General features: G+C 69.0%; 19 protein-coding genes. 10 read left to right on the plus strand and 9 right to left on the minus strand.

Going from position 1 to position 23,763, the window contains the following annotated elements; genetic code table 11:
• Nucleotides 1-59 precede the first annotated feature (59 nt).
• Together gshB and AC1DW0_RS08625 are read left to right on the plus strand one after the other, a co-directional pair.
• Nucleotides 60-1,007: a glutathione synthase gene (gene gshB, locus AC1DW0_RS08620; protein ID WP_477945405.1), complete on the plus strand. Its 948-nt coding sequence runs from the start codon at nt 60-62 to the stop codon at nt 1,005-1,007.
• Nucleotides 1,004-2,707, plus strand: a complete 1,704-nt coding sequence (locus AC1DW0_RS08625; protein ID WP_477945406.1) for a DUF885 domain-containing protein — start codon at nt 1,004-1,006, stop codon at nt 2,705-2,707. The genes gshB and AC1DW0_RS08625 overlap by 4 nt, the downstream gene beginning before the upstream one ends.
• On the opposite strand, the gene AC1DW0_RS08630 is transcribed toward AC1DW0_RS08625, so the two are convergent.
• Nucleotides 2,697-4,610, minus strand: coding sequence for a hypothetical protein (locus AC1DW0_RS08630; RefSeq protein ID WP_477945407.1), 1,914 nt, complete (start codon nt 4,608-4,610; stop codon nt 2,697-2,699). The genes AC1DW0_RS08625 and AC1DW0_RS08630 overlap by 11 nt on opposite strands.
• Before the next feature lie 33 nt (nt 4,611-4,643).
• Nucleotides 4,644-5,867 carry a flavin-dependent oxidoreductase gene (locus AC1DW0_RS08635; protein WP_457350920.1) on the minus strand — a complete coding sequence of 408 codons (1,224 nt, stop codon included), beginning with the start codon at nt 5,865-5,867 and terminating at the stop codon, nt 4,644-4,646.
• A gap of 64 nt (nt 5,868-5,931) precedes the next feature.
• Here AC1DW0_RS08635 and AC1DW0_RS08640 point away from each other — a divergent pair, with 64 nt between their 5' ends.
• The 5 genes from AC1DW0_RS08640 to AC1DW0_RS08660 are packed head-to-tail and all read left to right on the plus strand — an operon-like array spanning nt 5,932 to nt 13,095.
• Entirely contained in the window at nt 5,932-6,435 is a 504-nt protein-coding gene (locus AC1DW0_RS08640) for a MarR family winged helix-turn-helix transcriptional regulator (RefSeq protein WP_235531798.1), read from the plus strand.
• Nucleotides 6,436-6,458: 23 nt separating this feature from the next.
• Nucleotides 6,459-7,421: a Bug family tripartite tricarboxylate transporter substrate binding protein gene (locus AC1DW0_RS08645; RefSeq protein ID WP_056192369.1), complete on the plus strand. Its 963-nt coding sequence runs from the start codon at nt 6,459-6,461 to the stop codon at nt 7,419-7,421.
• A 27-nt stretch (nt 7,422-7,448) separates the two neighbouring features.
• Entirely contained in the window at nt 7,449-9,869 is a 2,421-nt protein-coding gene (locus AC1DW0_RS08650) for a tetratricopeptide repeat protein (protein ID WP_477945408.1), read from the plus strand.
• Nucleotides 9,866-11,992, plus strand: coding sequence for an FUSC family protein (locus tag AC1DW0_RS08655; protein WP_477945409.1), 2,127 nt, complete (start codon nt 9,866-9,868; stop codon nt 11,990-11,992). The genes AC1DW0_RS08650 and AC1DW0_RS08655 overlap by 4 nt, the downstream gene beginning before the upstream one ends.
• 2 nt (nt 11,993-11,994) lie before the next feature.
• Nucleotides 11,995-13,095: an S-(hydroxymethyl)glutathione dehydrogenase/class III alcohol dehydrogenase gene (locus AC1DW0_RS08660; RefSeq protein WP_056192672.1), complete on the plus strand. Its 1,101-nt coding sequence runs from the start codon at nt 11,995-11,997 to the stop codon at nt 13,093-13,095.
• Between the two features lie 584 nt (nt 13,096-13,679).
• On the opposite strand, the gene AC1DW0_RS08665 is transcribed toward AC1DW0_RS08660, so the two are convergent.
• From AC1DW0_RS08665 to AC1DW0_RS08680, 4 genes are all read right to left on the minus strand, one after another.
• Nucleotides 13,680-13,988: a DUF1272 domain-containing protein gene (locus tag AC1DW0_RS08665; protein ID WP_477945410.1), complete on the minus strand. Its 309-nt coding sequence runs from the start codon at nt 13,986-13,988 to the stop codon at nt 13,680-13,682.
• 2 nt (nt 13,989-13,990) lie between these two features.
• On the minus strand, nt 13,991-14,671 hold the full coding sequence (locus tag AC1DW0_RS08670) for a glutathione S-transferase family protein (RefSeq protein WP_457352637.1): 681 nt from the start codon (nt 14,669-14,671) through the stop codon (nt 13,991-13,993).
• An 82-nt stretch (nt 14,672-14,753) separates the two neighbouring features.
• A complete protein-coding gene (locus AC1DW0_RS08675; protein WP_477945411.1) occupies nt 14,754-15,707 on the minus strand; it encodes a complex I NDUFA9 subunit family protein in 954 nt (317 codons plus the stop codon).
• Nucleotides 15,704-17,686: a lytic transglycosylase domain-containing protein gene (locus tag AC1DW0_RS08680; protein ID WP_477945412.1), complete on the minus strand. Its 1,983-nt coding sequence runs from the start codon at nt 17,684-17,686 to the stop codon at nt 15,704-15,706. The genes AC1DW0_RS08675 and AC1DW0_RS08680 overlap by 4 nt, the downstream gene beginning before the upstream one ends.
• A 245-nt stretch (nt 17,687-17,931) precedes the next feature.
• Here AC1DW0_RS08680 and AC1DW0_RS08685 point away from each other — a divergent pair, with 245 nt between their 5' ends.
• Entirely contained in the window at nt 17,932-18,504 is a 573-nt protein-coding gene (locus tag AC1DW0_RS08685; RefSeq protein ID WP_477945413.1) for a DUF4114 domain-containing protein, read from the plus strand.
• Nucleotide 18,505: 1 nt separating this feature from the next.
• On the opposite strand, the gene AC1DW0_RS08690 is transcribed toward AC1DW0_RS08685, so the two are convergent.
• A complete protein-coding gene (locus AC1DW0_RS08690; protein ID WP_056192392.1) occupies nt 18,506-20,140 on the minus strand; it encodes a lipase/acyltransferase domain-containing protein in 1,635 nt (544 codons plus the stop codon).
• Between the two features lie 113 nt (nt 20,141-20,253).
• On the opposite strand from AC1DW0_RS08690, the gene AC1DW0_RS08695 reads away from it, so the two are divergent.
• On the plus strand, nt 20,254-20,796 hold the full coding sequence (locus tag AC1DW0_RS08695) for a 5-formyltetrahydrofolate cyclo-ligase (RefSeq protein WP_477945414.1): 543 nt from the start codon (nt 20,254-20,256) through the stop codon (nt 20,794-20,796).
• Nucleotides 20,797-20,802: 6 nt separating this feature from the next.
• Nucleotides 20,803-22,458, plus strand: a complete 1,656-nt coding sequence (locus AC1DW0_RS08700; RefSeq protein WP_477945671.1) for a cation:proton antiporter — start codon at nt 20,803-20,805, stop codon at nt 22,456-22,458.
• Here the strand turns inward: AC1DW0_RS08700 and AC1DW0_RS08705 are convergent.
• Together AC1DW0_RS08705 and AC1DW0_RS08710 are read right to left on the minus strand one after the other, a co-directional pair.
• Nucleotides 22,455-23,081 carry a LysE family translocator gene (locus AC1DW0_RS08705; protein WP_457390565.1) on the minus strand — a complete coding sequence of 209 codons (627 nt, stop codon included), beginning with the start codon at nt 23,079-23,081 and terminating at the stop codon, nt 22,455-22,457. The genes AC1DW0_RS08700 and AC1DW0_RS08705 overlap by 4 nt on opposite strands.
• A 10-nt stretch (nt 23,082-23,091) precedes the next feature.
• The gene (locus tag AC1DW0_RS08710) at nt 23,092-23,625 is read right to left on the minus strand and encodes a DUF4199 domain-containing protein (protein ID WP_477945415.1); all 534 of its coding nucleotides are present in this window, start codon (nt 23,623-23,625) and stop codon (nt 23,092-23,094) included.
• Between the last annotated feature and the right edge of the window lie 138 nt (nt 23,626-23,763).

Below are 23,763 nucleotides of genomic sequence, written 5' to 3' on the forward strand. Positions count from 1 at the left end.
CGGCGGGGGCGGGCGCCTTGTGCAACACTGGCCGGCGCTGAAATCGACAGGCCCGCCCCATGAAGCTGCTCTTCGTTGCCGACCCCCTCGCCACCTTCAAGACCTACAAGGACTCCACCTTCGCCATGATGCGCGAGGCCGTCAGGCGGGGCCACAGCATCGTCGCCTGCGAGGTCGCCCAGCTCGTCTGGCTGCGCGGCGGCCGCGTGACGGCGCGGGGCGCCCACCACATCACGCTGACCGGCGACGCCCATGACTGGTTCAAGGTCGAGGCCACTGCCGATGTCGCGCTGGCCGACGTCGACGCCGTGCTGATGCGCAAGGACCCGCCGTTTGACAGCGAGTTCTTCTACGCCACCCATCTGCTCAGCCAGGCCGAGCGCGAGGGCGCCCGTGTCTTCAACCGCGCCAGCGCCTTGCGCGAGCACCCCGAGAAGCTGGCCATCCTCGAGTTCCCGCAGTTCATCTCGCCGACGCTGGTCACTCGTGACCCGGCCGAGATCCGTGCCTTCCACGCCGAGCAGCGCGACATCATCCTCAAGCCCCTGGACGGCATGGGCGGCATGGGCATCTTCCGCGTCAAGGACGACGGCTTGAACCTGGGCAGCATCATCGAGACGCTGAACAAGGACGGCACGCAGACGGTGATGGTGCAGCGCTTCATCCCGGCTATTACCGAGGGCGACAAGCGCATCCTCATCATCGGCGGCAAGCCTGTGCCGCATTGCCTGGCGCGCATCCCGCAGGGCAATGAGGTGCGCGGCAACCTCGCCGCCGGCGGCAAGGGCGTGGCCCGCCCGCTCACCGCTCGCGACCGCGAGATCGCCGAATATCTCGGCCCCATCCTGGCCGCGCGCGGCCTGCTGCTGGTGGGCCTGGACGTCATCGGCGAGAACGTCACCGAGATCAATGTGACCAGCCCGACCTGCTTCCAGGAGATCACCGATCAGAGCGGCTTCGACGTGGCCAAGATGTTCATCGACGCCCTTGAAGAGGCCCTGGCATGAAGCGTAGAGAGTTCACCGCCCTCGGCCTGGCCACTTTGGCATTGCCAACCCTGGCCCAGGACGCCGGCTTCGACAAGCTGACCGAAACCTTCCTCGAAGCCCTGTGGCCGCTCGATCCCGATGCCGCCGTGGCGGCCGGCCGCTTCGAATTCGCGCCCGCAGTGACACTGCCAAGCAATGCTCAGCGTGATCGCCTGCGCGCCTTCCACAAGCAGTGGCTCGCCAGGTTCGAGCAGCAGCCGGATGCCGCGCTGAGCACCAGCCAGCGCATGGACCGCGCCCTGCTGATCGCCAAGCTCCAGAGCGACCTCTGGCGCCTGGACACGCTGCGTGAATGGTCCTGGAACCCGGCCGAGCACAACCCCGCGGCGCCGCTGGACCTGCTGCTCAACACCGACTACGCGCCGCTGACCGCCCGACTGGCGGCGCTCAAGCCGCGCATCGCGGCGCTGCCCACCTACTACCGCGCGGCGCGAACCAGCCTGGCCGGCGTCACGCGCGAGCACACCGAGCTGGCCATCCAGCAGGCACCTGGCGTGCTCGGCGTGCTCGACGACATCGCCAAGCGTGCCGCCGAGGCAGGTCAGGCCGTGGCCTTCAAGGCGTCGCTGAACCAGGCCCGCGCCGCGGTGAGCAGCTATGTGTCCCATTTGAAGCAACTGCTGCCGACGGCGCGGCGCTCCTTCCGCCTTGGCGCGGAGCTGTACGAGCCCAAGTTTGGCCACGACATCCAGTCCGCGCGCACGGCCAGTGAGACCTATGAGTTGGCTAAAGCGCGCCGCGAAGAGGTGCTGGCCAGCATGCAGACCCAGGCCGCCGCGTTGTGGCCCACCGTCATCGGCAGCGAGGCGCCGCCCGCCGACCGCTTCGCGCTGATCGGCCGCGTCATCGCCAAGCTCAGCGAAAGGCACGTAACTCGCGAACGCTTTGTCGACGAGATCCGTGCCCAGATCCCCCAGCTCGAAGCCTGGGTACGTGACCACGACCTGCTTAGCCAGGACGCCAGCAAACCCCTGGCTGTGCGCGAGACGCCCGAATACCAGCGCGGCGTGGCCGGCGCCAGCATCGAGGCGCCCGGCGCCTACCGGCCCCAGGACCGCACCTATTACAACGTCACGCCGCTGGACGACCTGACGCCCGAGCAGGCCGAGAGTTCACTGCGCGAATACAACCACTGGATCCTGCAGATCCTCAACATCCACGAGGCCATCCCCGGCCACTACACCCAGCTCGTGCACGCCAACCGCGCGCCGAGCAAGGTCAAAGCCCTGTTCGGCAACGGTGCGATGGTGGAAGGCTGGGCCGTCTATGGCGAGCGCATGATGATCGAGAGCGGCTACGGCGCCTCGCCCGAAATGACGCTGATGTACGGCAAATGGCATCTGCGCTCGGTCACCAACACCGTGCTCGACTACAGCGTGCACGTGCTCGGCATGACCGAGGCCGACGCGCTGGACCTGCTGACGCGTCAGGCCTTCCAGACCGAACGCGAGGCCAAGGAAAAGTGGCGCCGCGTGCAACTGAGCTCGGTGCAGCTGACCAGCTATTTCAGCGGCTACAGCGAGATCTTTTCGCTGCGCGAGGCACTCAAGGCCAAGTCAGGTGTCGCGGGCTTCAATCTCAAGGCCTTCCACGAGCAGTTCCTCAGCTATGGCAATGCGCCGGTGCGGCTGATTGCGGCCGACATGCTCAAAGCTTGAAGCGGTCATGCACCCGCGGCGCCGTCGCCGCGGGATCATCGTTGCGCCAGACCGGCCCCGGCGCGCCCGCGCGCCGCCAGCGCCGCGGCACGCGGTCGATGGCGATGAACCAGGCCGTCAACTCGCCGGCGGCATCGATGCGAAAGCGCAAGAAGCCCTTGTGGTCCTGCCCGTCGAGCGCCGAATAGGCGTTGTTGGTCAGCAGGCCCAGGCGACACATCAGTGCCAGATAGCCGCCGAAAAGTGCCGAGCCCAGCACCGCGCCGCCAGCGAAGACGCCCGCGCCGACCAGCAGCGAATGCAGGATCAGCCCCAGCCACTGGTCGCGGCTGCCCAGGCCCGCCCACAGGCTGACGGCCTGGTGCATGAAGAACTCCAGGCTGAACACGGCCAGCACGTGCACGCCCGCATGCACGGCACCCATGCCCCAGGTGACGGCCCAGCGCTTGGTGCGACCGTCGTCGGGTGACAGCTCGTCCACGGCCTCGCGGCCCATGGTCATGCAGCCAAAGGCCATCAGCCCGTTGATCAGAAAGCCCAGCGGGCTGAACACCATCGCCTTGAGCCACAGCGCCAGCACGGCCAGGTAGTCGCCCGGCCCGTAGGCCCACAGCGGCTGGAAACCATCGGCCCGGAACGACCAGGAGAAGGGGCTGGAGTTCAGGTAGGCGTTGAACCAGTACAGCGCGCCCAGCAGCAGCGCAAAGCCCACGTTGCCGTTGCCGCCCTCCCGACGCGGCAGGAAGGCGAACAGATTGCGCCAGCCCCGCCCCCGCGACGCTTCGGCCGCCGGGTAGACGGTGGCTTCCTTGCGCTCGAAATGCACACCCCGGGCGCGCCGGCCCGTCAGGCCGACCTTGAGGGCCGGCGTCTCGGTGCGTGGCTCGGGCGGGATGCAGTCCTCGGTGTCGAAGGCCTGCAGCCGCACGGGCCGTGTGGTCGCCCTGGTGTGCGTCGGGTGGGTGAAGGCGCCGCCGCAGCCGCAGGTGACGAGGCGGCCGTCTCGGGCCAGATCTTGGGAGTCCCAACGCATGTAGTGGTGCAGGTCGCCGGCCAGGCGCAGCCGGATGCGACCGCGCAGCAGGCCTTCCAGGCGCTGGTAGCGCTTGGGGTGGCTCTCATCGGCGCCGTCGCCGATGGGCCGTGTCCAGTAGGGCTCGGGGTAGATGAGGATGACCTTGTCGCCCGGGCCGATGACGGCCGGCTTGCCATGGCCGCCGATGGCCAGGGTCTCGAACTGCTCGTACTGGTCGCGATCGATGTCGCGCGTCAGTGCAAAGTCCAGGGCCAGGGCCCACCAGCCGCCCGGCAGCTTGACGCAGAAATAGGACTGGCGCTGCGGGATGTCGGCGCCCAGCAGCGGTGCCGAGTCGTAGCCGCGCACGAAGTAACGGCTGAAGGTCGAGGCCGAGTCCATCCAGTCGTGGTTCTGCGGCACGGCCGCCAGCGTCAGCCGCCGGCCGCGCACCAGGGTGTCAGCGAAGTCGTTGCGCACCGCTTCGAACATCTCGACGAAGCGGTAGCGGTAGTCCTCGGTGCTGGCGGCCGGGTAGGCGAGGTCGCCACCGAAGAGCAGCAGCTGGCCTCTTGGGAGTGTCTGCAGGGTCTCGCCGTCGAGCGCCAGCTCGGGCGCCAGCGCGGCGCTCGCCACCGCATAGCTGGCGTTGCCGCCGTCACCGGTGTCGGCGATGAAATCAAACCAGAACGTACCGTCGGCCTCGGGCTGGCTGCGGTCGATGACCACCAGCGGTTGCGGCTGTGCCTCGCGGCCGTCGCGGTTGCGCAGCTGGTCCAGTGACGACAGCACCTGGTTGGCGGCCGTCCACAGCACGCTGGGTTGGTACCAGGCGACCGGATGGCGTTCGTGGGGTGGAACGGAGCGGCCGAGCTTGGGTGAAGGCATGGGGCGCGATGATCCTCGCGGCCCCGGCGGTGATCAAGGGGCGCGTGTGCGATGCCCCGCAGCCGCCTTGTACGCATTGATCTCGGCCGCCACCTCGGCGGGGTCGATGACGTCCGCCAGCCGGGCAAAGCCCTCCGGCGCCAGCGCCTCCACGCGGTCGAGGATGGCGTCCAGCCCTTCGCGGCGGTTCATCTCGACGATGCGGGCGCACATGGGCCGCCGTTCGTCCTCGTAGGCGGCCAGTGCCGTGTCGAGGTCGGCGTGCGTGCTCAGGGCCTCGGCCAGCGCCTTGGCATCCATGATGGCCTGGGTCGCGCCGTTGGAGCCGATCGGCACCATCGGGTGGGCTGCGTCACCCAGCAGCGTCGAGCGGCCGAGCTGCCAGCGTGGCAGCGGATCGCGATCCACCATGGGCCATTCCAGCATCTGCTCGGCGCGGCTGATGAGGCCAGGCACGTCCAGCCAGTCGAAGTGCCAGTGGCCGAAGGTGGGCAGCAGGTCGTCGAGATTGCCGGCGCGGCTCCAGTCGGCGCGATCGGGGGCGGTCAGGCCGGGCGTGGGCTCCTGCACGCGGCGGTCGGCGATCCAGTTGATGAGCTGCAGCCCGTCGGCCCGCGGTGCGCCAATCGGGTAGACGACGAACTTGGCCTGGCTGTGGCCGGCCTGCACCATGGTGCGGCCGTCCAGGAAGGGCGGCGCCCAAGTCGTGCCACGCCACATCATGACGCCGCGCCAACAGGGCGCACCTTCGTCGGGTGCGAGGCGGCGGCGCAGGGCGGAGTGGATGCCGTCGGCGCCAATGACGAGATCGGCCGCCTGCTCGCGCGGGCCGTCCACGGTTGCGATCTCGGCAATGGCGCGGTCGCCTTCATCGCGCACGTTGACGACGCGCTGGCCGTCGAGCACCGTGACCTTGGCCGAGGCTTCGGCCCAGAGCCGCATCTGCAGCTCACCGCGATGGATGCTGAACTGCGGATGGCTGTAGCCGCCCTCCAGGCCGCGCGGGTCGCGGTAGATGGCCTGGCCGTGCTTGTTGGCGAAGACGAGGGCCGAGGTCTCGACGGCCATGCCGCGCAGCGCCGGCAGCAGGCCCAATTCGTCCAGCACGGCGACCGCATGCGGCAGCAGATTGATGCCCACGCCCAGCGGTTTAGGTTCCCGCACCGACTCCAGCACCGTCACGGCGTGGCCGCGTGCGTGCAGGGCCAGCGCGGCCGTCAGCCCGCCGATGCCACCGCCTGCGATCAGGATCTTCATGAGCTCAGGTTAACTCAGGGTAAGCGAGATAGTTGCAGTGAGCAACAAAAACTAAGCTGGATTGGTGAGCACGCCCGACGGCCCCAGCGCCATTCCTCCCGAAGGCCCGATGTTGCCTGTTCCCGGGCTGGATTACGGCCTGCTGGACGGCTTGCTGGGCTATGCGCTGCGGCGCGCGCAGAACGCGCTCTACCTGGACTTCTACCGCGCCACCGCCGAGTGGGACATCAGCCCGCCGCGCTTTGCCGCCCTGGTGCTGATCGCACGCAACCCCGGCCTGCGCCAGGGGCTGCTCGGCCAGGCCATGGGCCTGCACCGCAGCGGCGCGCTGCGCCTGACCGACTGGCTCAACGCCCAGGGCTGGGTCGAGCGCCGCGACGCGCCCGACGACGCGCGCAGCTGGGGCCTGCATCTGACGCCGGCCGGCAAAAGACTGCTGGCCAAGCTTGAAGCCGCCGTCGCCGAGCATGACCGTGCACTGGTCCGGGCCCTGGGCGACCAGGGGCCTGCACTGCAAACGGCCCTGGAGCGCCTCGCCCGCGTTGCCACTGCAGCGCCTATCAACTGACAACACGACCGGAGACAAGAGAAATGATGCAACGACGCCACCTGATGCTTTCCTTCGCGGCCTTGCCGCTCGCTGCGCGCGCGCAAGGCCAGCCGCCGCGCATCCTCGTCGGTTTCCCGGCCGGCGGCTCGGTGGACACGACGGCCCGCCGCTTCGCCGAATTCGGCCGCGGCAAGCTGGCCGAGACCATCCTCGTCGAGCAGAAGGTCGGCGCCGGTGGCCGCATCGCCATTGGCGCGTTGAAGGACGCGGCCCCCGACGGCCTGACGATGCTGCTCGGCCCTTCGTCCATGTTCACCGTCTACCCGCATGCCTACCGCAAGCTGGCCTACAACCCGGCGACCGACGTCATCCCGGTCTCGCCGCTGGCGCTGTCGACCTGCGGCTTCGGCGTCGGGCCCCAGGTGCCGGCCACCGTCAAGACACTGGCGCAACTGGCCGACTGGCTGAAGGCCAACCCCGACAAGGCCGCCTACGCCTCGCCCGCAGCGGGCGCCATGCCCCACTTCCTCGGCAACCAGTTCGAGCACGCGGCCGGCCTCAAGCTCACGCACGCGCCCTACCGTGGCGCGGCGCCCGGCATGCAGGACCTGATGGGCGGCCAGATTGCCGCGGGCTGCTTCTCCATCGGCGACTTCCTGCCCCACCTCGCCTCCGGCCGCGTGCGCCTGCTCGGCGTGACCGACAAGGCCCGCTCGCGCTTCGTGCCCGATGTGCCCACCTTCGAGGAGCAGGGCTTCAAGGGCATCGTTGGCGTCGAGACCTACGGCCTCTTCCTGCCGGCCAAGACGCCGCAGGCGACGGTCGACAAGCTGGCTGAGGTGGCCCGCGCCGCGGTGCGCGAGCCCGGCGTCATCGAGGCCCTGGCCAAGCTGGGCTTCGAGCCGCTGTCGCTGCCGCCGGCAGACTACGCCAAGCGCCTCGCCGCCGAACGCGAGTACTGGGGGCCGGTCGTCAAGGCTTCGGGGTTCTCGTCGGACGATTAGCATCGGCGCTCCACTCATGGAGCCTGAATGCCCTGGCGTCGACTGGCCGTTGGCCTCGCTGCTTGCCTTGCTGTTTGCCTGACCCTGGATGCGGCCCACGCGGCGACCGACGCCGCGCGGCTGCAGGCGTTGCTGACCGAACAGCAATACGCCGCGGCGCGCGCCGATGTCGACGCATTGCTGCGCGCCAGGCAACCCGATGCCGCCGAGCGCGTCGTCATCTACCAATGGCTGTTCGCCCGCGATGACGGTGCCGCCATCGATCGCCGCACGCGTCATGTGCTGACCACTTCCAACGTCGACGCCATCGACCTGCTCGCCGCCGGCCGCCTTGCGCTGGACCGGCGCGATTTCGAGCGCGCCAGGCAGTGCTTCGAGAAAGCCCTTGAGCGGGCAAAGCGGCCCGTCGACAAGGCGCAGGCCCTGCGCGGCCTGGGCCAGCGCCATTACCAGCTGCGTGAGTTCGACGCCTCGCTACAAAAGCTCGAAGCCGGCATCGCCGCCGAACGCACCGCCGACGGCCTGGCCGCGCTGGCCGACACGTTGATCCGGCTCGGCCGCACCGAAGACGCGATTGCTGCGGCCGAGGGCGCCGTCGCGCTGAACCGTCATCACGAAGCCGCCCACTACCTGCTCGGCAATGGCTATGTGCGCGAGAACTACAGCCAGCTCGCTGCTCGCCTGGGCGACGGCTTTGCACCGCTGATGGCCGACGTGAGGCGTGCCTCCGATGCCTTCGAAAAGGGCGACTTCGACACGGCGCTGCTCATCAGCCTCGCCGTGCTGGAGCGTTGCCCGCAGCTCGGCCGGGCTCATGCCATCGCGGCCAAGGCGCTGGAGTCGCAGCGCTTTGCCATTGATGTGCACCGCGCCGACTACGAGCGCCGCTTCAAGGCCCTGCCCATGCCCACCGTGCCGGGCATCGAGCGCTATGTACTGAACTGGAAAGAGCTGTCGCCGCGCCACCAGAAGCGTGTGGCACTGTCCGTCGCGCCGTGGAAGGCCTTCATCCCGGTGCTGGTGGAAGGGGGCGCTACCCACTTCATCAAGCCGATGTGGATGCGCCTGTCCGAGACGCCGCAGGCGCATGCGCTGAAGGATGCGCGCATCGACTACGACTCGCGGCTGTGGGACGACGTGCGCGGCATGGGCGGCCACTTCACCGTCACTGGTATCGAGGACGTCGAGCGCAGCATCTTCGACCGCTACAACACCGTGCTGCACGAGCTGACCCACCAGGTCCATGGCGTGCTGACGGCCGACCAGGCGCGCAGCATCGAGGCGCTCTACCAGCAGGCCAAGTCGCGTGACGCCAGGACACGCAAGGGCTTCCTGTCACGGTATGCCGGCGGCTCGGTGTGGGAATACTTCGCCGAGGGTGCCAACGCCGAGGCCTCGCCCCGGCGCGATGCCTATGACGGCCGCGAGATCGTGCGCGAGCGCCTCATCGAGATGGACCCGGCCCTGCGTGCCGAGATCCGGCGCTTCTTCGCCCAGCGCGACACGCGCGCCAGCTTGCCTGTGGCCCTGGTCAATGCCGGCAACCAGAAGCTGGAAGATGGCCAGCTGGCCGAGGCCAAGCCGCTGTTTGCGCGCGCTCTCAAGCTCGCGCCCACCGACGAGCGCGCGCTGACGGCCCAGCTCAATGCGCTGGCCATCGAGGGTGATGGCGCCGCCGTTGCTGAACTGGCGGCCCGCGCCCTGGCTGCTCATCCGCGCAGCGGTGCGCTGCGCGCGGGTGTCGCCGACGCCCTCTGGCATGGCGGCCGCCCACTGGCTGCCGAGGTTGTGCCTGGCCTGGGGCGCGATGTCGAGGCGCTGAAGGGCGAGGACCGCTTCCGCGTCGACCTCGCGCTGGCCGACTACTACCGGCGCCTCGGCGATGTGCCGCGGGCGCTGGCGGCCTATGAGGCCGTGCTGGCCTACCAGGGCGACCAGCCTGAGGCGCTGTGGGGCCGTGCCGCCACGCTGGCGCTGGGCAGTCGCTGGGACGACGCCTTCAAGCAGTACGAGGCCGTGTTGCGGCTGCGCACCGGCCTCGTGCCGCTGCGCCGCGATTACGCGCTGGACCTGCTGCGCGCCGGCCGCAAGGAGGCGGCGCGAGCCCAGATCAAGGAAGCGCTGATCTTGGACCCCGCCGACCCCGACACGCTGGCGCTGAAGGGCTGGCTGGCCCTCGTCGATGGCGACGCCGATGCCGCACGCCGCGATGCCGAGGAAGCGCTGCGGCTGGGGCCGTGGAGCGATCTGGCCCTCATCGTCGAGGCCGCCGCACTGCAGGCCCTGGGGCAGGGCGAGGCGGCGCAGGTGACTCTCGCGCCGCTGAAGCAGCGCATCGCCGGCAACGCGCCGCCGCAATACGTCTACCGGCCCGAGAAGTCGGGCTGGTTCTCGGTGCATGAGCTGCCGGCCAGCGAGCGCCGTGTCATGGAGCTGTTCGTCAAGTGAGATTCATCAAGCGCCTGGAGGCGGCCCATCTGAACGGCCTCAGCGTGGCCCTGGGCGTGGCCGCCACGCATCTCGCGGTCGGCGCGCTGTTCGGCGAGACGGCGGGCCTGGCGGCCGTGGGGGGCGCCGTCTGCGCCAGCCTGACCGATCTGCCCAACCCGCCCCAGCGCGTGCTGCCGCGCGTGTTGCCGGCAGCGGCCGCCGCGGCGCTCGTGACGCTGCTGGTCGGACTGACGGACCACTCGCTCGCGTTGACCGTCGGCCTGATCGCCGTCGTCACCTTCCTGTCGTTGATGGCCCTGGCCTGGGGCCTGCGTGCCGGGCCGCTGTCGTTCGCACCGGTGCTGGCCATGGTCTTCGCGATGGCCTGGGACCGCACGGCCGGCGCCACGTCGCCGCTGGAGCACGCGCTCTGGGTGGGCCTGGGCGGCTGCGTCTATGCCGGCTGGGCACGCGGCAGCGCGGTCGTGCTGCGCCACCGGCTGCGCGAGTTGGCACTGGCTACGGCACTGCGCGCCACCGAGAAGCGGCTGCGTTCGCGTGCCCAGCGCATTGCCGGTGCGGTGGGCGGCGCCGAGGCGAACATCCGTGCCTCCATTGCCGATGATGTGCTGCTCGCCGATGCATTGCAGGCCGCGCGCGACCAGGTTTTTTCCGCACGGCGCTCACCGCGCAGCCGCCGCCAGACCGACCTCGTGCTTGGCCTCATCGAGCTGCGCGACCTGCTGCTGGCCAGCCGGCTGGACACGGAGCTGCTGGGCCAGGACTTCCCAGGCCGCCAGTGGCGCGCCGCGCTGGCCGACGCGCTGCGCCACCTCGCCGACGTGCTCGCAGCCCTGGCCGACACCGTGGCCTATGGCGCACCCTTGCCCGAGGTGTCTGCCGACGCCTGGCGGGCGCAGTTGGCGGCGCGGTTGGCCGATGTCAGCGCGCCGGCTGGCGACTCGCGCACCCACCTCTCGTCGGCGCTGGCGTCGCGCGTCGGCCACATGCTGGACGACGTCAGCGCCATGGTGGCCCGCCAGACTGCCGCGGACAACCCCGACAGCCCCTGGACACCCGAGCGCCTCGCGCCCTTCGTGTCGCCCGAGGGCTGGCCGCTGGCGGCGCTGAAACCTCATCTGAACCTGCAATCCGGCGTCATGCGCCATGCGCTGCGCTCGGCGCTGGCGCTGTCGTTCGCCTATGCGCTGGGTGCGGCCTTGCCCTGGGCAGCCCACCCCTTCTGGTTGATGCTCAGCGTGGCCGTCGTGCTGCGCGGCAACCTGGAGCAGACGCTGTCACGCCGCAACGAACGGATCATCGGCACCGTGCAGGGCTGCCTGCTGGTGCTGCTGCTGGCGCACGTGAGCTGGACGCCGCTGCTGAGCCTGTGCTTCATCGCGGCCGTGGGCACGGCCCATGCCTATGTGAACCGCCGCTACCGTGTCGCCGCGACGGCCGCGACGCTGATGGCCCTGCTGCAGCCGCTGATGCTGGCGCCCGGCAGCGACCCCTTCATCTCCGAACGCCTGGCCGACACCGTCATCGGCGCCGGCCTGGCCTGGCTGTTCAGCTTCGTGCTGCCGTCATGGGAGCGCGCCGCGGTGCCGAGGTTGGGGGCGCAATTGCGCGGTGCGCTGGCACGGCATTCGGCCAACATGCTGCGCTGGATGCCCAGCGCCGAAGAGCAGACCGCCCAGCGCCTGTCGCGCCAGCAGGCGTACGCGGCGTTGGCCGCTCTTGCCGCGGCCGCCCAGCGCACGCGTGTCGAGCCGGAGCGCGTGCGCCTGCCCGAGGCCGAGATCGAGTCCGCGCTCAGCCACGGCTATCGGCTGATGGCACTGCTCGGTGCCGTGCAGCACCAGGTGCAGCGTCGCACGGCCCGGCTGGACGCCGCCAAGGCCGAGACCGCACTGCCGCTGGCGCGCAAAGCCTGCGTGGATGTGCTCAAGGGCGAGCCCATGACGGGCACCGATCCGGCGGAGACGCCCGATGGAGACGCCGGCGCCTGGCCCGAGCATCTCGGCCAGCAGGACCTGACGCCCTGGCTGCTGCGCCGGCTCAGGCTGTGCCGCCTTGAAGCGCGCGAATTCGTCGCCGCACTGACCCGACTTCAAACCCCTGCAGGAGAACCGAAATGAGCATCCAGACCCGCGCCGCCGTCGCCTGGAAGGCCGGCCAACCGCTGAGCATCGAAACCCTGGACCTGGAAGGCCCGCGCGATGGCGAGGTGCTGGTTGAGGTCAAGGCCACCGGCATCTGCCACACCGACGACTTCACGCTGTCGGGCGCCGACCCCGAAGGCCTGTTCCCGGCCGTGCTCGGCCACGAGGGCGCGGGCGTCGTGCTGGAGAGCAAGGTGCCCTGGCTCAAAGCCGGCGACCATGTCATTCCGCTCTACACGCCCGAATGCCGCGAGTGCAAGTTCTGCCTGAGCCGCAAGACCAATCTCTGCCAGGCCATCCGCTCGACCCAGGGCAAGGGGCTGATGCCCAACGGCACCTCGCGCTTCTCGCTGAACGGCGAGCCGATCTTTCACTACATGGGCACCAGCACGTTCGCGAACCACATCGTCGTGCCCGGCATTGCGCTGGCCAAGATCCGGCCTGATGCGCCCTTCGACAAGGTTTGCTACATCGGCTGCGGTGTGACGACCGGCGTGGGTGCCGTGCTGTTCACGGCCAAGGTGGAGGCGGGCGCCAACGTGGTGGTCTTCGGCCTCGGCGGCATCGGCCTGAACGTGATCCAGGGCGCGAAGATGGTGGGCGCCGGCAAGATCATCGGCGTGGACATCAACCCGGCGCGCGAGGCGATGGCACGGCAGTTCGGCATGACGGACTTCGTGAATCCCAAGGACGTGGGCAATGTTGTGGACCACATCGTGCAGCTGACCGATGGCGGTGCCGACTATTCGTTCGAATGCGTCGGCAATGTGCAGCTGATGCGCCAGGCGCTGGAATGCACGCACAAGGGTTGGGGGCGCAGCATCATCATCGGCGTGGCGCCGGCGGGGGCGGAGATTGCGACGCGGCCGTTCCAGTTGGTGACGGGGCGGAAGTGGGAAGGCTCGGCGTTTGGTGGCGCGCGTGGCCGGACGGATGTGCCGAAGATCGTCGACTGGTACATGGAAGGCAAGGTAAGGATCGATGAGCTGATCACGCACAAGTTGCCGCTGGAGAGGATCAACGAGGGGTTTGAGTTGATGCGAAGAGGAGAGAGCATTCGCTCGGTGGTGGAGTTTTAAGGGTTGCTTTTGCAACCAGTGCTCCTGATCGATGCATTGCCGGGAGTCCGTCCCGGCGGCCGGGTAACTTTCTTCTGCGGCGCCAGAAGAAAGTCACCAAAGAAGAGGCGCTGAACCGCACACGAGCACCACGCCGCCATGAACGGCGCGCGAAAACACTCACCATCATGGCGGGAAGAAGCGAACCGCTGCGCTCTCGCTGCTGTCCCTGTGAAGAGCGCCATCCATTGCCCCTTCACGCCGGTTAACGCCGGCTGCACGCCGGGCTCATCAGGAAATACCGCGTCGCCCGAGCGACGCTACATTCGGACTTCTGGTGAGCCCGGCGTGCAGCCGCGCGTCGGACGGGCAGCAGGCCCGATGGATGGTGGTCGTGACAAGTCAGGCGCGAGAGCGCAGCGGCTCGCATCGGGGCACGGCCCGCTCCGAGCGACGCGAGCGCCTCATCCCGCTCGAGTGCGGATTGCATTGAGCGCTCCTCTTTTGGTGACTTTGCTCTGGCGCGTCAGAGAAAAGTTACCCGCCATCGCGGGGCGGATTCCCGCGGCACTGCGGCGAGTCAAGAGGCTCTTCGCAAACCAACCCTACCGCTTCTCAGGCGGCAACCCGCCAAGCGCAGCGACCAACGCCGCATGCGCCTCCAGATCCACCGGCCTCAACTTCGGCACCGTCCTTGCCGGATAGTCCCCAAGATAGTTCCCACCCTTCCAATTCCTCACCGGCCTCACCGGCCGCGGCACAAAGCCGCCGCCGCAGTTGGGGCAGACATTGCCGAGCAGGCCTTCCGCACAGCCCACGCAGAAGGTGCACTCGAAGCTGCAGATTCGCGCCGCTGTCGACTCCGGCGGCAGCGCAACCGCGCAATGCTCACAGCTGGGACGCAACTCCAACATGGTCAGCGGCTCTTGCGGTAAGGCTCGTCCTCGACGATGAAATCCTGTTCGCGCATCGAGTCCGCGATCCAGTCCTCTACCGCCGGGTGTGCCAGCAGCGAATCGCGATACGTCGCAGCCGCTTCCGACACCGGCAGGCCAAAGCGGCTCAGCCGCACCGCTACCGGCGCAAAGTAGGCATCCGCCGCGCTGAACTCGCCGAACAGGAAAGGTCCCCCGCTGCTGGCCAGCGCGCCGCTCCACGCCGCATCCAGTCGCGCCACATCGGCACGCAGGGCCTCGTCCTCAGCCCAGAGCTTGGCGCCGACGTCGGGGAAGAAGACCTCGATGTTCATCGGGCAAACCGTGCGCAGTCGCATGAAGCCGGCATGCATCTCGGCGCACAGGCTGCGCGCCCGCGCGCGGGCTTTCACATCGCGCGGCCAGATGGCGTGCTCGGGATGGCGGTCGGCGATGTACTCGGCGATGGCCAGCGTCTCCCAGACCGTGAAGCCGTCGTCCTCGACGAGCACGGGCACGCGCTTAGTCGGCGTGATGCCGGCGATGACGCGGGTCCATTCCGAGTCCGGCGTGAAGTCGAAGCGCAGCTTGACCTCTTCAAACGGAATGCCGAAGGCCGCCAGCAGCACACCGCTGCGCATGGACCAGGACGAGTAGTTCTTGTTGCCGATGTAGAGCTTCATGACACCTTTCGCGTTGAGCCGGCGAGCTTAAACAGCCGCTGCTGCGCCGGGGATGAGCAATCCGCAACGGATTGATGCGCGCTCAGCGCCTGGCGCGCCAGGCGTCCAGGCGTGCAACGCCGCCGTCAGGCGACAGATAAGTCGGCAGCACGGCCTCCAGCGAACTGGCCTGAATGCCCAGTTCCGCCAGGCCCGGCAGCCTTCCGTTCGGCACATTGGGCACGCTCAGCGATGCGAGGTTGTCGCGCGACAGCAGCGGCTCGCCGGGCAGGCATTCCATGAAGAGGGCTTGCAGCGTCGCCAGCGCGCCGGGCAGGCGCAGGATGGGCCGCTCGCAGCCCGCAACGCGGCCGGCCAGCCGCACCAGCTCGGCCAACGTCAGTTCACGCGGGCCGGCGATCTCGTAGGTCTGGCCGATGGTCTCGCGGCGCAGCAGCGTCTCGACGAGGGCACGGGCCAAGTCCTGCACCCACACCGGCTGCAGCCGCGCATTCGCCCCGCCCAACGGCATCACCGGGAACAAGCCCTGCAGCCGCGCGAACAGGTTGACGCTCTTGTCGCCGTCGCCAAAAACCAGCGAGGGGCGCAGCAGCGTCAGCTCCAGTGGATGGGTCTGCGCCGCGACCTGCAGCGCAGCTTCGCCAGCGGCCTTGCTGCGCAGATAGCGCGACGGTGCATGCTCGCTCATCCCCCCACCAATACCCAGGGCGCTGACATGCACGAGGCGCTTCGCACCGGCCGCGGCAATGCGCTTGGGCAACTCGACATGCACATGCTCGAAGGCGGCCATGCTGCCCTGCAGGATGGCGACGAGGTTGACGACGGCGTCATGGCCTCTCACCAGGTCTGGCAGGTCGTGGAACACGTCGGCCTGCACGACGGTGACGCCTGGCAGGCTCTGCACGGCTTGCGCATGCGGCAGGCGGCGCGTGGGCACGGTGACGCGAGCCTCGGCGCCGAGGCGGCGCGTCAGCTGTTCGCACAAGGCGCGGCCGACAAAGCCGCTGCCGCCCAGGACCAATACGGACAGGCTCATGATTTGGACTCTCCCACCGCTGCGGGCGGCACGTCGCTGACGTCGGCATCGCGTGCGCCGGCAGGCCCGATGCTTTGCCCCAGGCGCTCGCGCAGCTTGGTGGCTGGCAGGCCCAGCACCTGGGCGTAGATGGCGCCGCCGAGCAGCACCTTGCGCACATAGTCGCGCGTCTCGTTGAACGGAATGTTCTCGGCCCAGATGGCCGCGTCGATGACGGGGCCATCGCGCCAGCGCGCGGGGCGGCCGGGGCCGGCGTTGTAGGCCGCCGCGGCCAGGGCCTGGGCGCCTTCGAAGCGGTCCAGTACCAGCTTCAGGTAGTTGGTGCCGATGCGCAGGTTGAAGTCGCGGTCGTGCATCAACTCGGCGTTGTAGTTCAGGCCCACCTTCTTGGCCGTCCATTTGGCGGTGGCGGGCATGACCTGCATCAGGCCGGCCGCACCGACGTGCGAGCGTGCGTCCAGCACGAAACGCGATTCCTGGCGGATCAGGCCGTAGACATAGGCGGCGTCGAGCCCGGCGGCCTGCGCCTCGCGCTGCAACTCGACGCGATGCGGCGTGGGGTAGCGCTGGGCGATGTCGATCTCGGCCTTGGTGCGCTCGCTGGTGTTGATGCAGCGGTCCCAGACCTCACGGTCGCAGGCTTCCTGGGCGGCGGCCAGCAAGGCGCGGTCGCCCATGCCGCGCAGCGAGAAATTCCATTCGCGCACGCCCTCGCTGCGCAGGCCGAGGTTGATCAGCGACAAGGCCCGGGTCAGGCCGGGGTGGCTGCGCGCGGCGCGGCGCTCCTCGGTCGTCAGCGGCGCGGGCGCGGGCGGCAGCGGCGTGGGCAGGCCGATGTCCTCGGCGGCGAGGCGGCCGAAGTAGTTCAGTGGCGTGGTCGCCAGCGCGGCGAGCTGGGCACGAGCGGCCGGCTGGTCGCCCTGTTGCCGCGTGGCGCGGGCCTTCCAGTAGACCCAGGCCGGGTCGCGCTGCTCGATCGACGTCATGCGCTCGATCGCGCGCAGGGCTGCGGCCGGCTGGCGGGCGCGCAGCGCGGCGCGGGCGTGCCACGCCAGGGCGTCGTCGGTCCAGGGGAGGTCGGGCGCGAGCTTCTCGGCGCGAGCGAAGGCGGCGAGGGCGTCGTCCTGCAGGCGCAGCGCGGACTGGCGGCCGATCTGCACCCACAGCCAAGCCTGCAGGTCGGCGGGCAGCTTGCTCCATTTGTCCTGCAGCAGGTCGCCGGCCTGATCGGGGTCGTTGCCGGCGACGCGGGCCAGGGCCAGCGCCGTCAGCTCCGCCTCGGGGCGCGGCGAGGTGCGGGCCTTGCGCGTCAGGTAGCGGCCGGCGTTGTCTTGCAGCTCGGCGAGCTTCTGGTCGAGGGGCTTGGCTGAAAGCAGGGCGACGGCCTGACGCGCGGCGCGCGGACGGCCCTGCTCGGTGGCCAGGCGGGCCTTGGCCCACAGGGTGTCGGGCTTGAACTGGCCGGCCTCGACCATGGCAGCCGTGAGCTGCTGGCAACCGTCATCGCCGTCCTTCTGGGCCATCCACGCGGTGCGGGCGGCGTCGGCATCGACCTTGGTGCCGGCGACATGGTCCGCCAGCATGACGTAACAGGCGACCTCGCGGTCGTCGCGCATCTGATAGCTGGCATGGTCGCGCCTGAAATTGGCCCAGTCGCGGCGGTGGCCCAGTTCCAGCAGCCAGTCGTTACGCAGCCTGTCCTCGACATAGCTGCCGGGATAGCGCGCGTAGAAGGCGTCCATCTCGGGCTGGCGCACTTCGCTCAGGCGGGCATTCAGGTCGAAGTACTCGACCCAGCCGGCCAGCGGATGGTTCTGGGCGCGAGCCGCCTCGACGAAGGCCGTGAGGCGCTTGCGGTCGCGCTTGACCCAGGCGTCGCGGGCCTGCACGGCCAGGTCGGCGTCGGCGGGGGGCACCGGCGGGGCGGCGTCGGCGCTCAACGCCGCCGACAGCAGCAGGGCCAGCGCCCCGCGGCTCATGCATTCCAAGACTCGACCACCCATCTGACTCATGCGCTTCACGCCTCGCGACTGCTTCACTTTGCGTGAGCGCCGGCCAGCTGGCCGAGCGCCGCGCCTTGATGCCGAATTTAACCCAGGGAAACCCGGGGCTTCGCGCTTTACGCAGGCGCGCGGTTTGCACACGAATTTGTCCACGAGTTAGGGGCTGGTGATAGCGCTATCCAATCCGCTAACCTCACATCCAATCGACGAGGAGACTGTTGATGAAGACCGCTGCAAAACGTCTGTTGTTGGTGGCCTCCGCCGCGCTGCTGAGCCTGGCCGCCCAGGCCAACCCTGCCGTCTACCCGACGCCCGGCACGCCGGCGCCACCCAGCAGCTTCACGGCGGCCACCAGCGGCCTGCTGGTGGCCTACTACACCGGCGCGGCGGGCGGCTTCACCAACCTCGTCGGCGCGCGCATCAACGGCGTCGACGGCACGCCCGGCCTGGACAACCATGCCAGCGCCTATGGCCAGACCTTTGTGCTGGGCGCCGTGTCGGCCGGTGACAACCTGGTGTTCTTCATCGATGCCAACAGCGGTGCGGCGCGCTATTACAGCGACGTCAGCCTGAACAGCGATGGCGTCAACCATGTCTGGGCCGCGCCGTTTGCCGGCGACGCCAAGGTGCCGGCCGGCACCAACCTCGCCTTCGAGGACCTGCCCAGCGGCGGTGATTTCAACTACAACGACCACAGCTTCGTCTACCAGATTACCGCCGTGCCCGAACCTGCCAGCTGGGCGCTGCTGCTGGCCGGCGCCGCCGGCCTGGCCTGGCGCCGTCGCCTTCGCTGACTCAGCTCGCGTCCACGTTCCAGCCCTCGATCTCGAAGCGCAGCCGCCCGCGGATGCCGGGGTTGGTGGGCTTCATCTTGCCGTTGGTGGCGACCGCGCTGCTGTCAAAAGGCACGCTGACCTCGATGCGGCCCGACTTCAGCTGCTTGGCCGCGATCTCGGTGTCGGCCATGGACACGCCGGCGTCCTGCCAGGCGTACTTGACCTTCCAGGCCTCGCCCTCGTTGGCCGGCGGCACCATCTCCAGAATCAGCGCATTGCGGAACAGATAGCCGCCCTCGAAGTGCTCGTTGAGCCACAGGCGCTTTTCGATTTCGTAGTCGGGCACGCGCACGCCCAGCGTCATGCCATAGGCGAGCGACTTGCGGCGCGGGTTGATCTTGGCCCGGTTGGCGAGGAAGACGCTGCTGAGGTAGAGGCTGGCGTTTTTCTTCCAATCGGCCTGGGCCACGCAGGCGACGGAATCCTCCTCCGTGGTGCGCCGCGTCAGGTACCAGAGCTTGCCGCGCGGCGAAGCCTGCACCTCGATCTGGTAGAGGGCATTGACGGCCCGGCCGGCGTCGGCCTCCTCCTGCACCTTGTCGGGCAGGCGGATGTCGTCGATCTCCAGCCACAGGTCCACCCGCACGTCGCCGAACAGGAAGCGGGCCAGGTTCTGGAAACCCTCCTCGCTGTTGACGATGCCGAAATAGCCCGAGTGGGCGCGGTAGACGAAGGCCTTGGCACACTGGTCGGTGATGTTGCCCTTGGCGTCCAGGCCGCACAGCGTCGCGTTCTCGATCTTGACGAGGCCATCGCTGCCATGGCCGACGAAGCTGCGCGACACGCCGGCCGCGGCTTCGTAGTCCAGCCGGTTGGTGCCCACCAGCGTGAAGACGCGCCGCGACGGGAAGCGGGCCTCCGGGATGAGGTCGGCGCGCTTGTGCTTCTTGGCAGCCGTGGCCAGGTCGAGGTAGGCCGGCATGCGCTTGTCGCGGTCAAAGTTGGAGATGTCGTTGACGCTCAGCCAGGACGGGATGTTCACGCCCAGCACGTCGATGCCGTTGTGGGGCGTCGCATAGGTGAAGAACTTGTCGACGTGCTTGGCGACCTTCTCGGTGTCCAGCGCCACGTTCTGCAGGAAGGCGCGGCAGACCAGGCCGCCCATGGAGTGGGCAACGAGGTAGCAGCGGAAGTCGGCCGGCTTGATCTTGTTGTCGGGGTTCTTGCAGACCAGGTCGCGCACCCGGGCGATCAGCTTGGACAGCCCCTTGGCGAAGTCCTCGATCTCCGGCGTCTTGCCGCTGCCCAGATAGGAGGAAGCGGCGTCGTAATAGCGATAGATGACGATGCAGCGGTTGCCCAGCTTGTTGTCGGTCGGCTTGCCCAGGGAGTCGGCCTCCCATTCCGGGTCGACGATGTCGTAGCCGTCCTCGTAGACGTCCTTGTACTGGTACTCGGAGGCCAGCCGCACGACGGGCGACTCGAACACGTATTTGCGGGGCCTGTCGGTCTTGTTGGGCACGGCGCGGTACATCGTCGAGCCCAGGTTGAAGCCACAGAAGGGGTCGGCCGTGGTCTCGTCGATCTCGCCGCGCGACATCGCATAGCCGCGCACGTAGATGATCGGATGGAAGGGGGTGTCGGGCGTGGGCATGGCGGCTTCCGAGCATTGGCGACGAAGGCAACCATAGCCCCAGCCGGGCGTTGTGAGGTGCCGTGGCGTCATCAGGGCTGAGGAGCAGACTGGCCCTGGGTTTTAATTGGCCGATGACTGCTTCTCACCCCGACCGTCCTTCACTGCGCCGCGAGCTGCTGGCCGCGCGCCGCGGCTTTGCGGCCAGCCCGGCCTTCCAGACCGCGCAGGCCGCGATCGCACTGGGCCTCCACGAGCTGCTGGCCCAGCTCGAGCCCGAGCTGCTGGGCGTGTACTGGCCGCTGCCGGGCGAGTTCGACCCCGGCCCTGTGCCATTCGCGCGCGCGCTGCCGTTTGCGCGCCGTGAACCCGCTGAGATGGTCTATCGCCGCTGGGACGGCGGCGTACCCGCGGCCCAGGACGAATGTGGCATCGCCTCGTCGACCGGCGCGGTCGTTGTACCCGACGTCGTGCTGGTGCCCTGCGTCGGCTTCACGCGAGAGGGCTTTCGCCTGGGCTATGGCGGCGGCTATTTCGACCGCTGGCTGGCCGAACACCCGGGCGTGACGACCATCGGCCTGGCATGGTCCGCGGCCGAAACCCATTTCCCCGTCGAGGCGCATGACCGTGCGTTGACGCTGATCCTCACCGAGCGCGAGCTCCTCACTCCTGAGTAATTGGCGATGCACGATGGCATGACCCTGATCTCGACGCTGGCCGCTGCCTTTGGCCTGGCTCTGGTGCTGGGCCTGCTCGCGCAATGGGCGCGGCTGCCGGCCCTCGTGGGCTACTTGCTGGCCGGCGTGCTGATCGGGCCGCACACGCCGGGCTTCGTCGGCGACGTGCACCTGGCCCAGCAGCTGTCAGAGGTCGGCGTCATGCTGCTGATGTTCGGCGTGGGCCTGCATTTTTCGGTGCACGACCTGGTGTCGGTCAAGGGCATCGCACTGCCCGGTGCGCTGGTGCAGATGGCCGCGGCGACGGTGATGGGCGCGGGCCTGGCTCACGGGTGGTGGGGCTGGGACCTGGGCGCGTCGCTGGTGTTTGGCCTGGCGCTGTCGGTGGCCAGCACGGTGGTCCTGCTGCGCGCGCTGGAATCACGCGAGCTGCTGCACACCGGCAATGGCCGCATCGCCGTGGGCTGGCTGGTGGTCGAGGACCTGGCCATGGTGCTGGCCCTCGTGTTGATGCCGGTACTCAGCGGCAAGGGCGATGGCGGCGGCAACCTGGCCGTCACCATCCTGACAACCTTGCTCGCCGTGGCGGCCTTCGTGGCCGTCATGCTCATCGTTGGCCGGCGCCTGCTGCCGTGGCTGCTGTGGCAGGTCAACCGCACGGGCTCGCGCGAGCTGTTCACGTTGGCCACCGTGGCCGCCGCCATCGGCCTGGCGGTGGGGGCGGCGGCGCTGTTCGGTGTCAGCGTGGCGCTCGGCGCCTTCTTCGCCGGCCTGGTGCTGCGCGAATCGGCGTTCAGCGAGCGCGCGGCCCACGAGAGCCTGCCGCTGCGCGACGCCTTCGCCGTGCTGTTCTTCGTTGCGGTGGGCATGCTGTTCGACCCGCGCATCCTCGTCGAGCAGCCGTTGGCGGTGCTGGCGACGGTGGCCGTCATCCTGGTCGGCAAGACGTTCGCCGCCGGCGCGCTGGTGCTGCTGCTGCGCTATCCGCTGTCGACCGCGCTGACGGTGGCGGTCAGCCTGGCGCAGATCGGTGAATTCAGCTTCATTCTGATGGGGCTGGGGCAGAGCCTCAACCTGATTCCCCCCGAGGCGACCAGCCTCGTCGTCGCGGGTGCCATCGTGTCGATTGCGCTGAACCCGCTGCTGTTCTCGGGCGTGGAGCCGCTGCGCCGCTGGGTGCTGAAGCGTTCGGCCTGGGCACGCAAGCTGGAGGCACGCGACGACCCGCTGGCCGAGTTGCCGGCCGACACGCCCGAGAGCGCGCTGGCGGGCCAGGTGGTGCTGGTCGGGCACGGGTCGCTGGGCACGGCCCTGCATGACGAGCTGGGCAGCCGCCCGCTGGTGGTCATCGACCGCGATCGCGAGGTCGTCGAGAAGCTGCGTGCCGCCGGCCATGCGGCCGTGCTTGGCGACGCCAGCGAGGCCATGACGCTGGTGCAGGCCCACATTGCCCAGGCGGATTGGTTGGTAGTGGCCGTGACTGATGTGCGGGTCGTGCCGGCCATGCTGGCCACGGCGCGCCAGCTCAATCCCGGGCTGCGCTGTGCCGTCGTCGCCCAAACGCCGGAAGAGGCGCGGTGGCTGGAAGATGCCGGCGTCAACCATGTGCTGCGGTCGCAGCAGGCGCTGGCACAGGCGCTCGCTCGGGTCGTGGCCGCCTAGGCTTTCTGCTTGCCGCCAAAGGCCGCATACAGGCCCAGGGCGAAGTACACCAGCGCCGACACATAGCGCCCGCGGCCACCGGCACCGCGCAACAGCGGCTTTATCCAGCCGGCCAGCAGCGCATAGCCGCTGTCCGTCACCGCGGCGACCGCGACGAAGAGGATGCTCAGCGTCAAGGCTTGCGCGGCCTGCGAGCCCTCAGGGTGCAGGAACTGCGGGATGAAGGCGGCGAAGAACAGCGTCGTCTTGGGGTTGAGCAACGCGACGAAGAAGCCGTCGCGGAAGAGCTTGCGTGGCTCGGCGGGTGCAGGCGGCGTGCCGTCAGCCACTGCGGCCGGCTGGCGCAGGGCCTGGATGCCAAGGTAGACGAGATAGGCCGCGCCGGCCCAGCGCACGGCGGTGAAGGCCAGCGCCGACGCCGCGAACAGCGCCGCCAGGCCGATGGACGCGCCGACCGCATTCGTCAAATTGCCGAGGGCGACGCCGGCGACCGACGCAAGGCCTGCCGTGCGCCCCTGCGCCAGCGTGCGCGCGACGATGAAGACGACGCCCGGTCCCGGCGTCAGCGCGAGCACCAGGGTGGCGATCAGGAAGGCGTAGAGGGCGGCGCCGGTGGGCAACATGGGTGTCTCCTCAGGTCCGCTTCGAAGCCATGAAGCGCGGGTTGCGCAGCAAGGCCGCCGAGATCAGTGACACCAGCAGGCCGACCGGCACGATCTCGGCCATGGTCATCGGGAAGCGGAACAGCGGGTTGGCGTAGTTGCGCTTGAACTCGTCCATCTCGGCGGCGAGCTTGGCCAGCTCGGCCTCGGGCAGGCCCTTGGCCTTGTTCTGCGCGAGATACATCTTGGCCCACTCGGTGCCGAAGTCCATCTTGGTGACGGCCAGCGTCACCTCCCAGGCGGCCGCATAGACGACGCCTGCGACGAGGCTGATGGCCAGGCCCAGCGCGAAGGCGGGCCAGAAACGGATGACGCCGCCGAGTTCGTCGTCACGGCGGCGCTTGATGGCGACGAAGATCAGGCTCAGCGCGATCAGCATCAGCGTGTAGCCGATGACCATGCCGTGAGCCGGCGGTGCGCCCCGGTTCAGGATCAGCAGGGCGAACAGCGGGATGCCGGCGAGCAGGCCGGCGATAGCACCGAAGGACAGGATGGTTTTCAGCATTTGGACCTCATGGCGGGTGGAAAAACCGCCATGGAACGATGTTGGGACCGCCGGGGCTATCGGACAAATGGGTGATTTCGCTGGAATCAGCCGAAAAACGACCAGTTTGTTGCGCTTGACTCCGCGCACAGCTGCTCG

The sequence above is a fragment of the Roseateles sp. P4_D2 genome (assembly GCF_056401875.1).

Excerpts from the sequence above, each read along its gene's own strand:
- gshB (WP_477945405.1), top strand. The coding sequence starts at position 60 with ATGAAGCTGCTCTTCGTTGCCGACCCCCTCGCCACCTTCAAGACCTAC.
- AC1DW0_RS08625 (WP_477945406.1), top strand. The coding sequence starts at position 1,004 with ATGAAGCGTAGAGAGTTCACCGCCCTCGGCCTGGCCACTTTGGCATTG.
- AC1DW0_RS08630 (WP_477945407.1), bottom strand. The coding sequence starts at position 4,610 with ATGCCTTCACCCAAGCTCGGCCGCTCCGTTCCACCCCACGAACGCCAT.
- AC1DW0_RS08635 (WP_457350920.1), bottom strand. The coding sequence starts at position 5,867 with ATGAAGATCCTGATCGCAGGCGGTGGCATCGGCGGGCTGACGGCCGCG.
- AC1DW0_RS08645 (WP_056192369.1), top strand. The coding sequence starts at position 6,459 with ATGATGCAACGACGCCACCTGATGCTTTCCTTCGCGGCCTTGCCGCTC.
- AC1DW0_RS08650 (WP_477945408.1), top strand. The coding sequence starts at position 7,449 with ATGCCCTGGCGTCGACTGGCCGTTGGCCTCGCTGCTTGCCTTGCTGTT.
- AC1DW0_RS08665 (WP_477945410.1), bottom strand. The coding sequence starts at position 13,988 with ATGTTGGAGTTGCGTCCCAGCTGTGAGCATTGCGCGGTTGCGCTGCCG.
- AC1DW0_RS08670 (WP_457352637.1), bottom strand. The coding sequence starts at position 14,671 with ATGAAGCTCTACATCGGCAACAAGAACTACTCGTCCTGGTCCATGCGC.
- AC1DW0_RS08675 (WP_477945411.1), bottom strand. The coding sequence starts at position 15,707 with ATGAGCCTGTCCGTATTGGTCCTGGGCGGCAGCGGCTTTGTCGGCCGC.
- AC1DW0_RS08680 (WP_477945412.1), bottom strand. The coding sequence starts at position 17,686 with ATGAGCCGCGGGGCGCTGGCCCTGCTGCTGTCGGCGGCGTTGAGCGCC.
- AC1DW0_RS08685 (WP_477945413.1), top strand. The coding sequence starts at position 17,932 with ATGAAGACCGCTGCAAAACGTCTGTTGTTGGTGGCCTCCGCCGCGCTG.
- AC1DW0_RS08690 (WP_056192392.1), bottom strand. The coding sequence starts at position 20,140 with ATGCCCACGCCCGACACCCCCTTCCATCCGATCATCTACGTGCGCGGC.
- AC1DW0_RS08695 (WP_477945414.1), top strand. The coding sequence starts at position 20,254 with ATGACTGCTTCTCACCCCGACCGTCCTTCACTGCGCCGCGAGCTGCTG.
- AC1DW0_RS08700 (WP_477945671.1), top strand. The coding sequence starts at position 20,803 with ATGCACGATGGCATGACCCTGATCTCGACGCTGGCCGCTGCCTTTGGC.
- AC1DW0_RS08705 (WP_457390565.1), bottom strand. The coding sequence starts at position 23,081 with ATGTTGCCCACCGGCGCCGCCCTCTACGCCTTCCTGATCGCCACCCTG.
- AC1DW0_RS08710 (WP_477945415.1), bottom strand. The coding sequence starts at position 23,625 with ATGCTGAAAACCATCCTGTCCTTCGGTGCTATCGCCGGCCTGCTCGCC.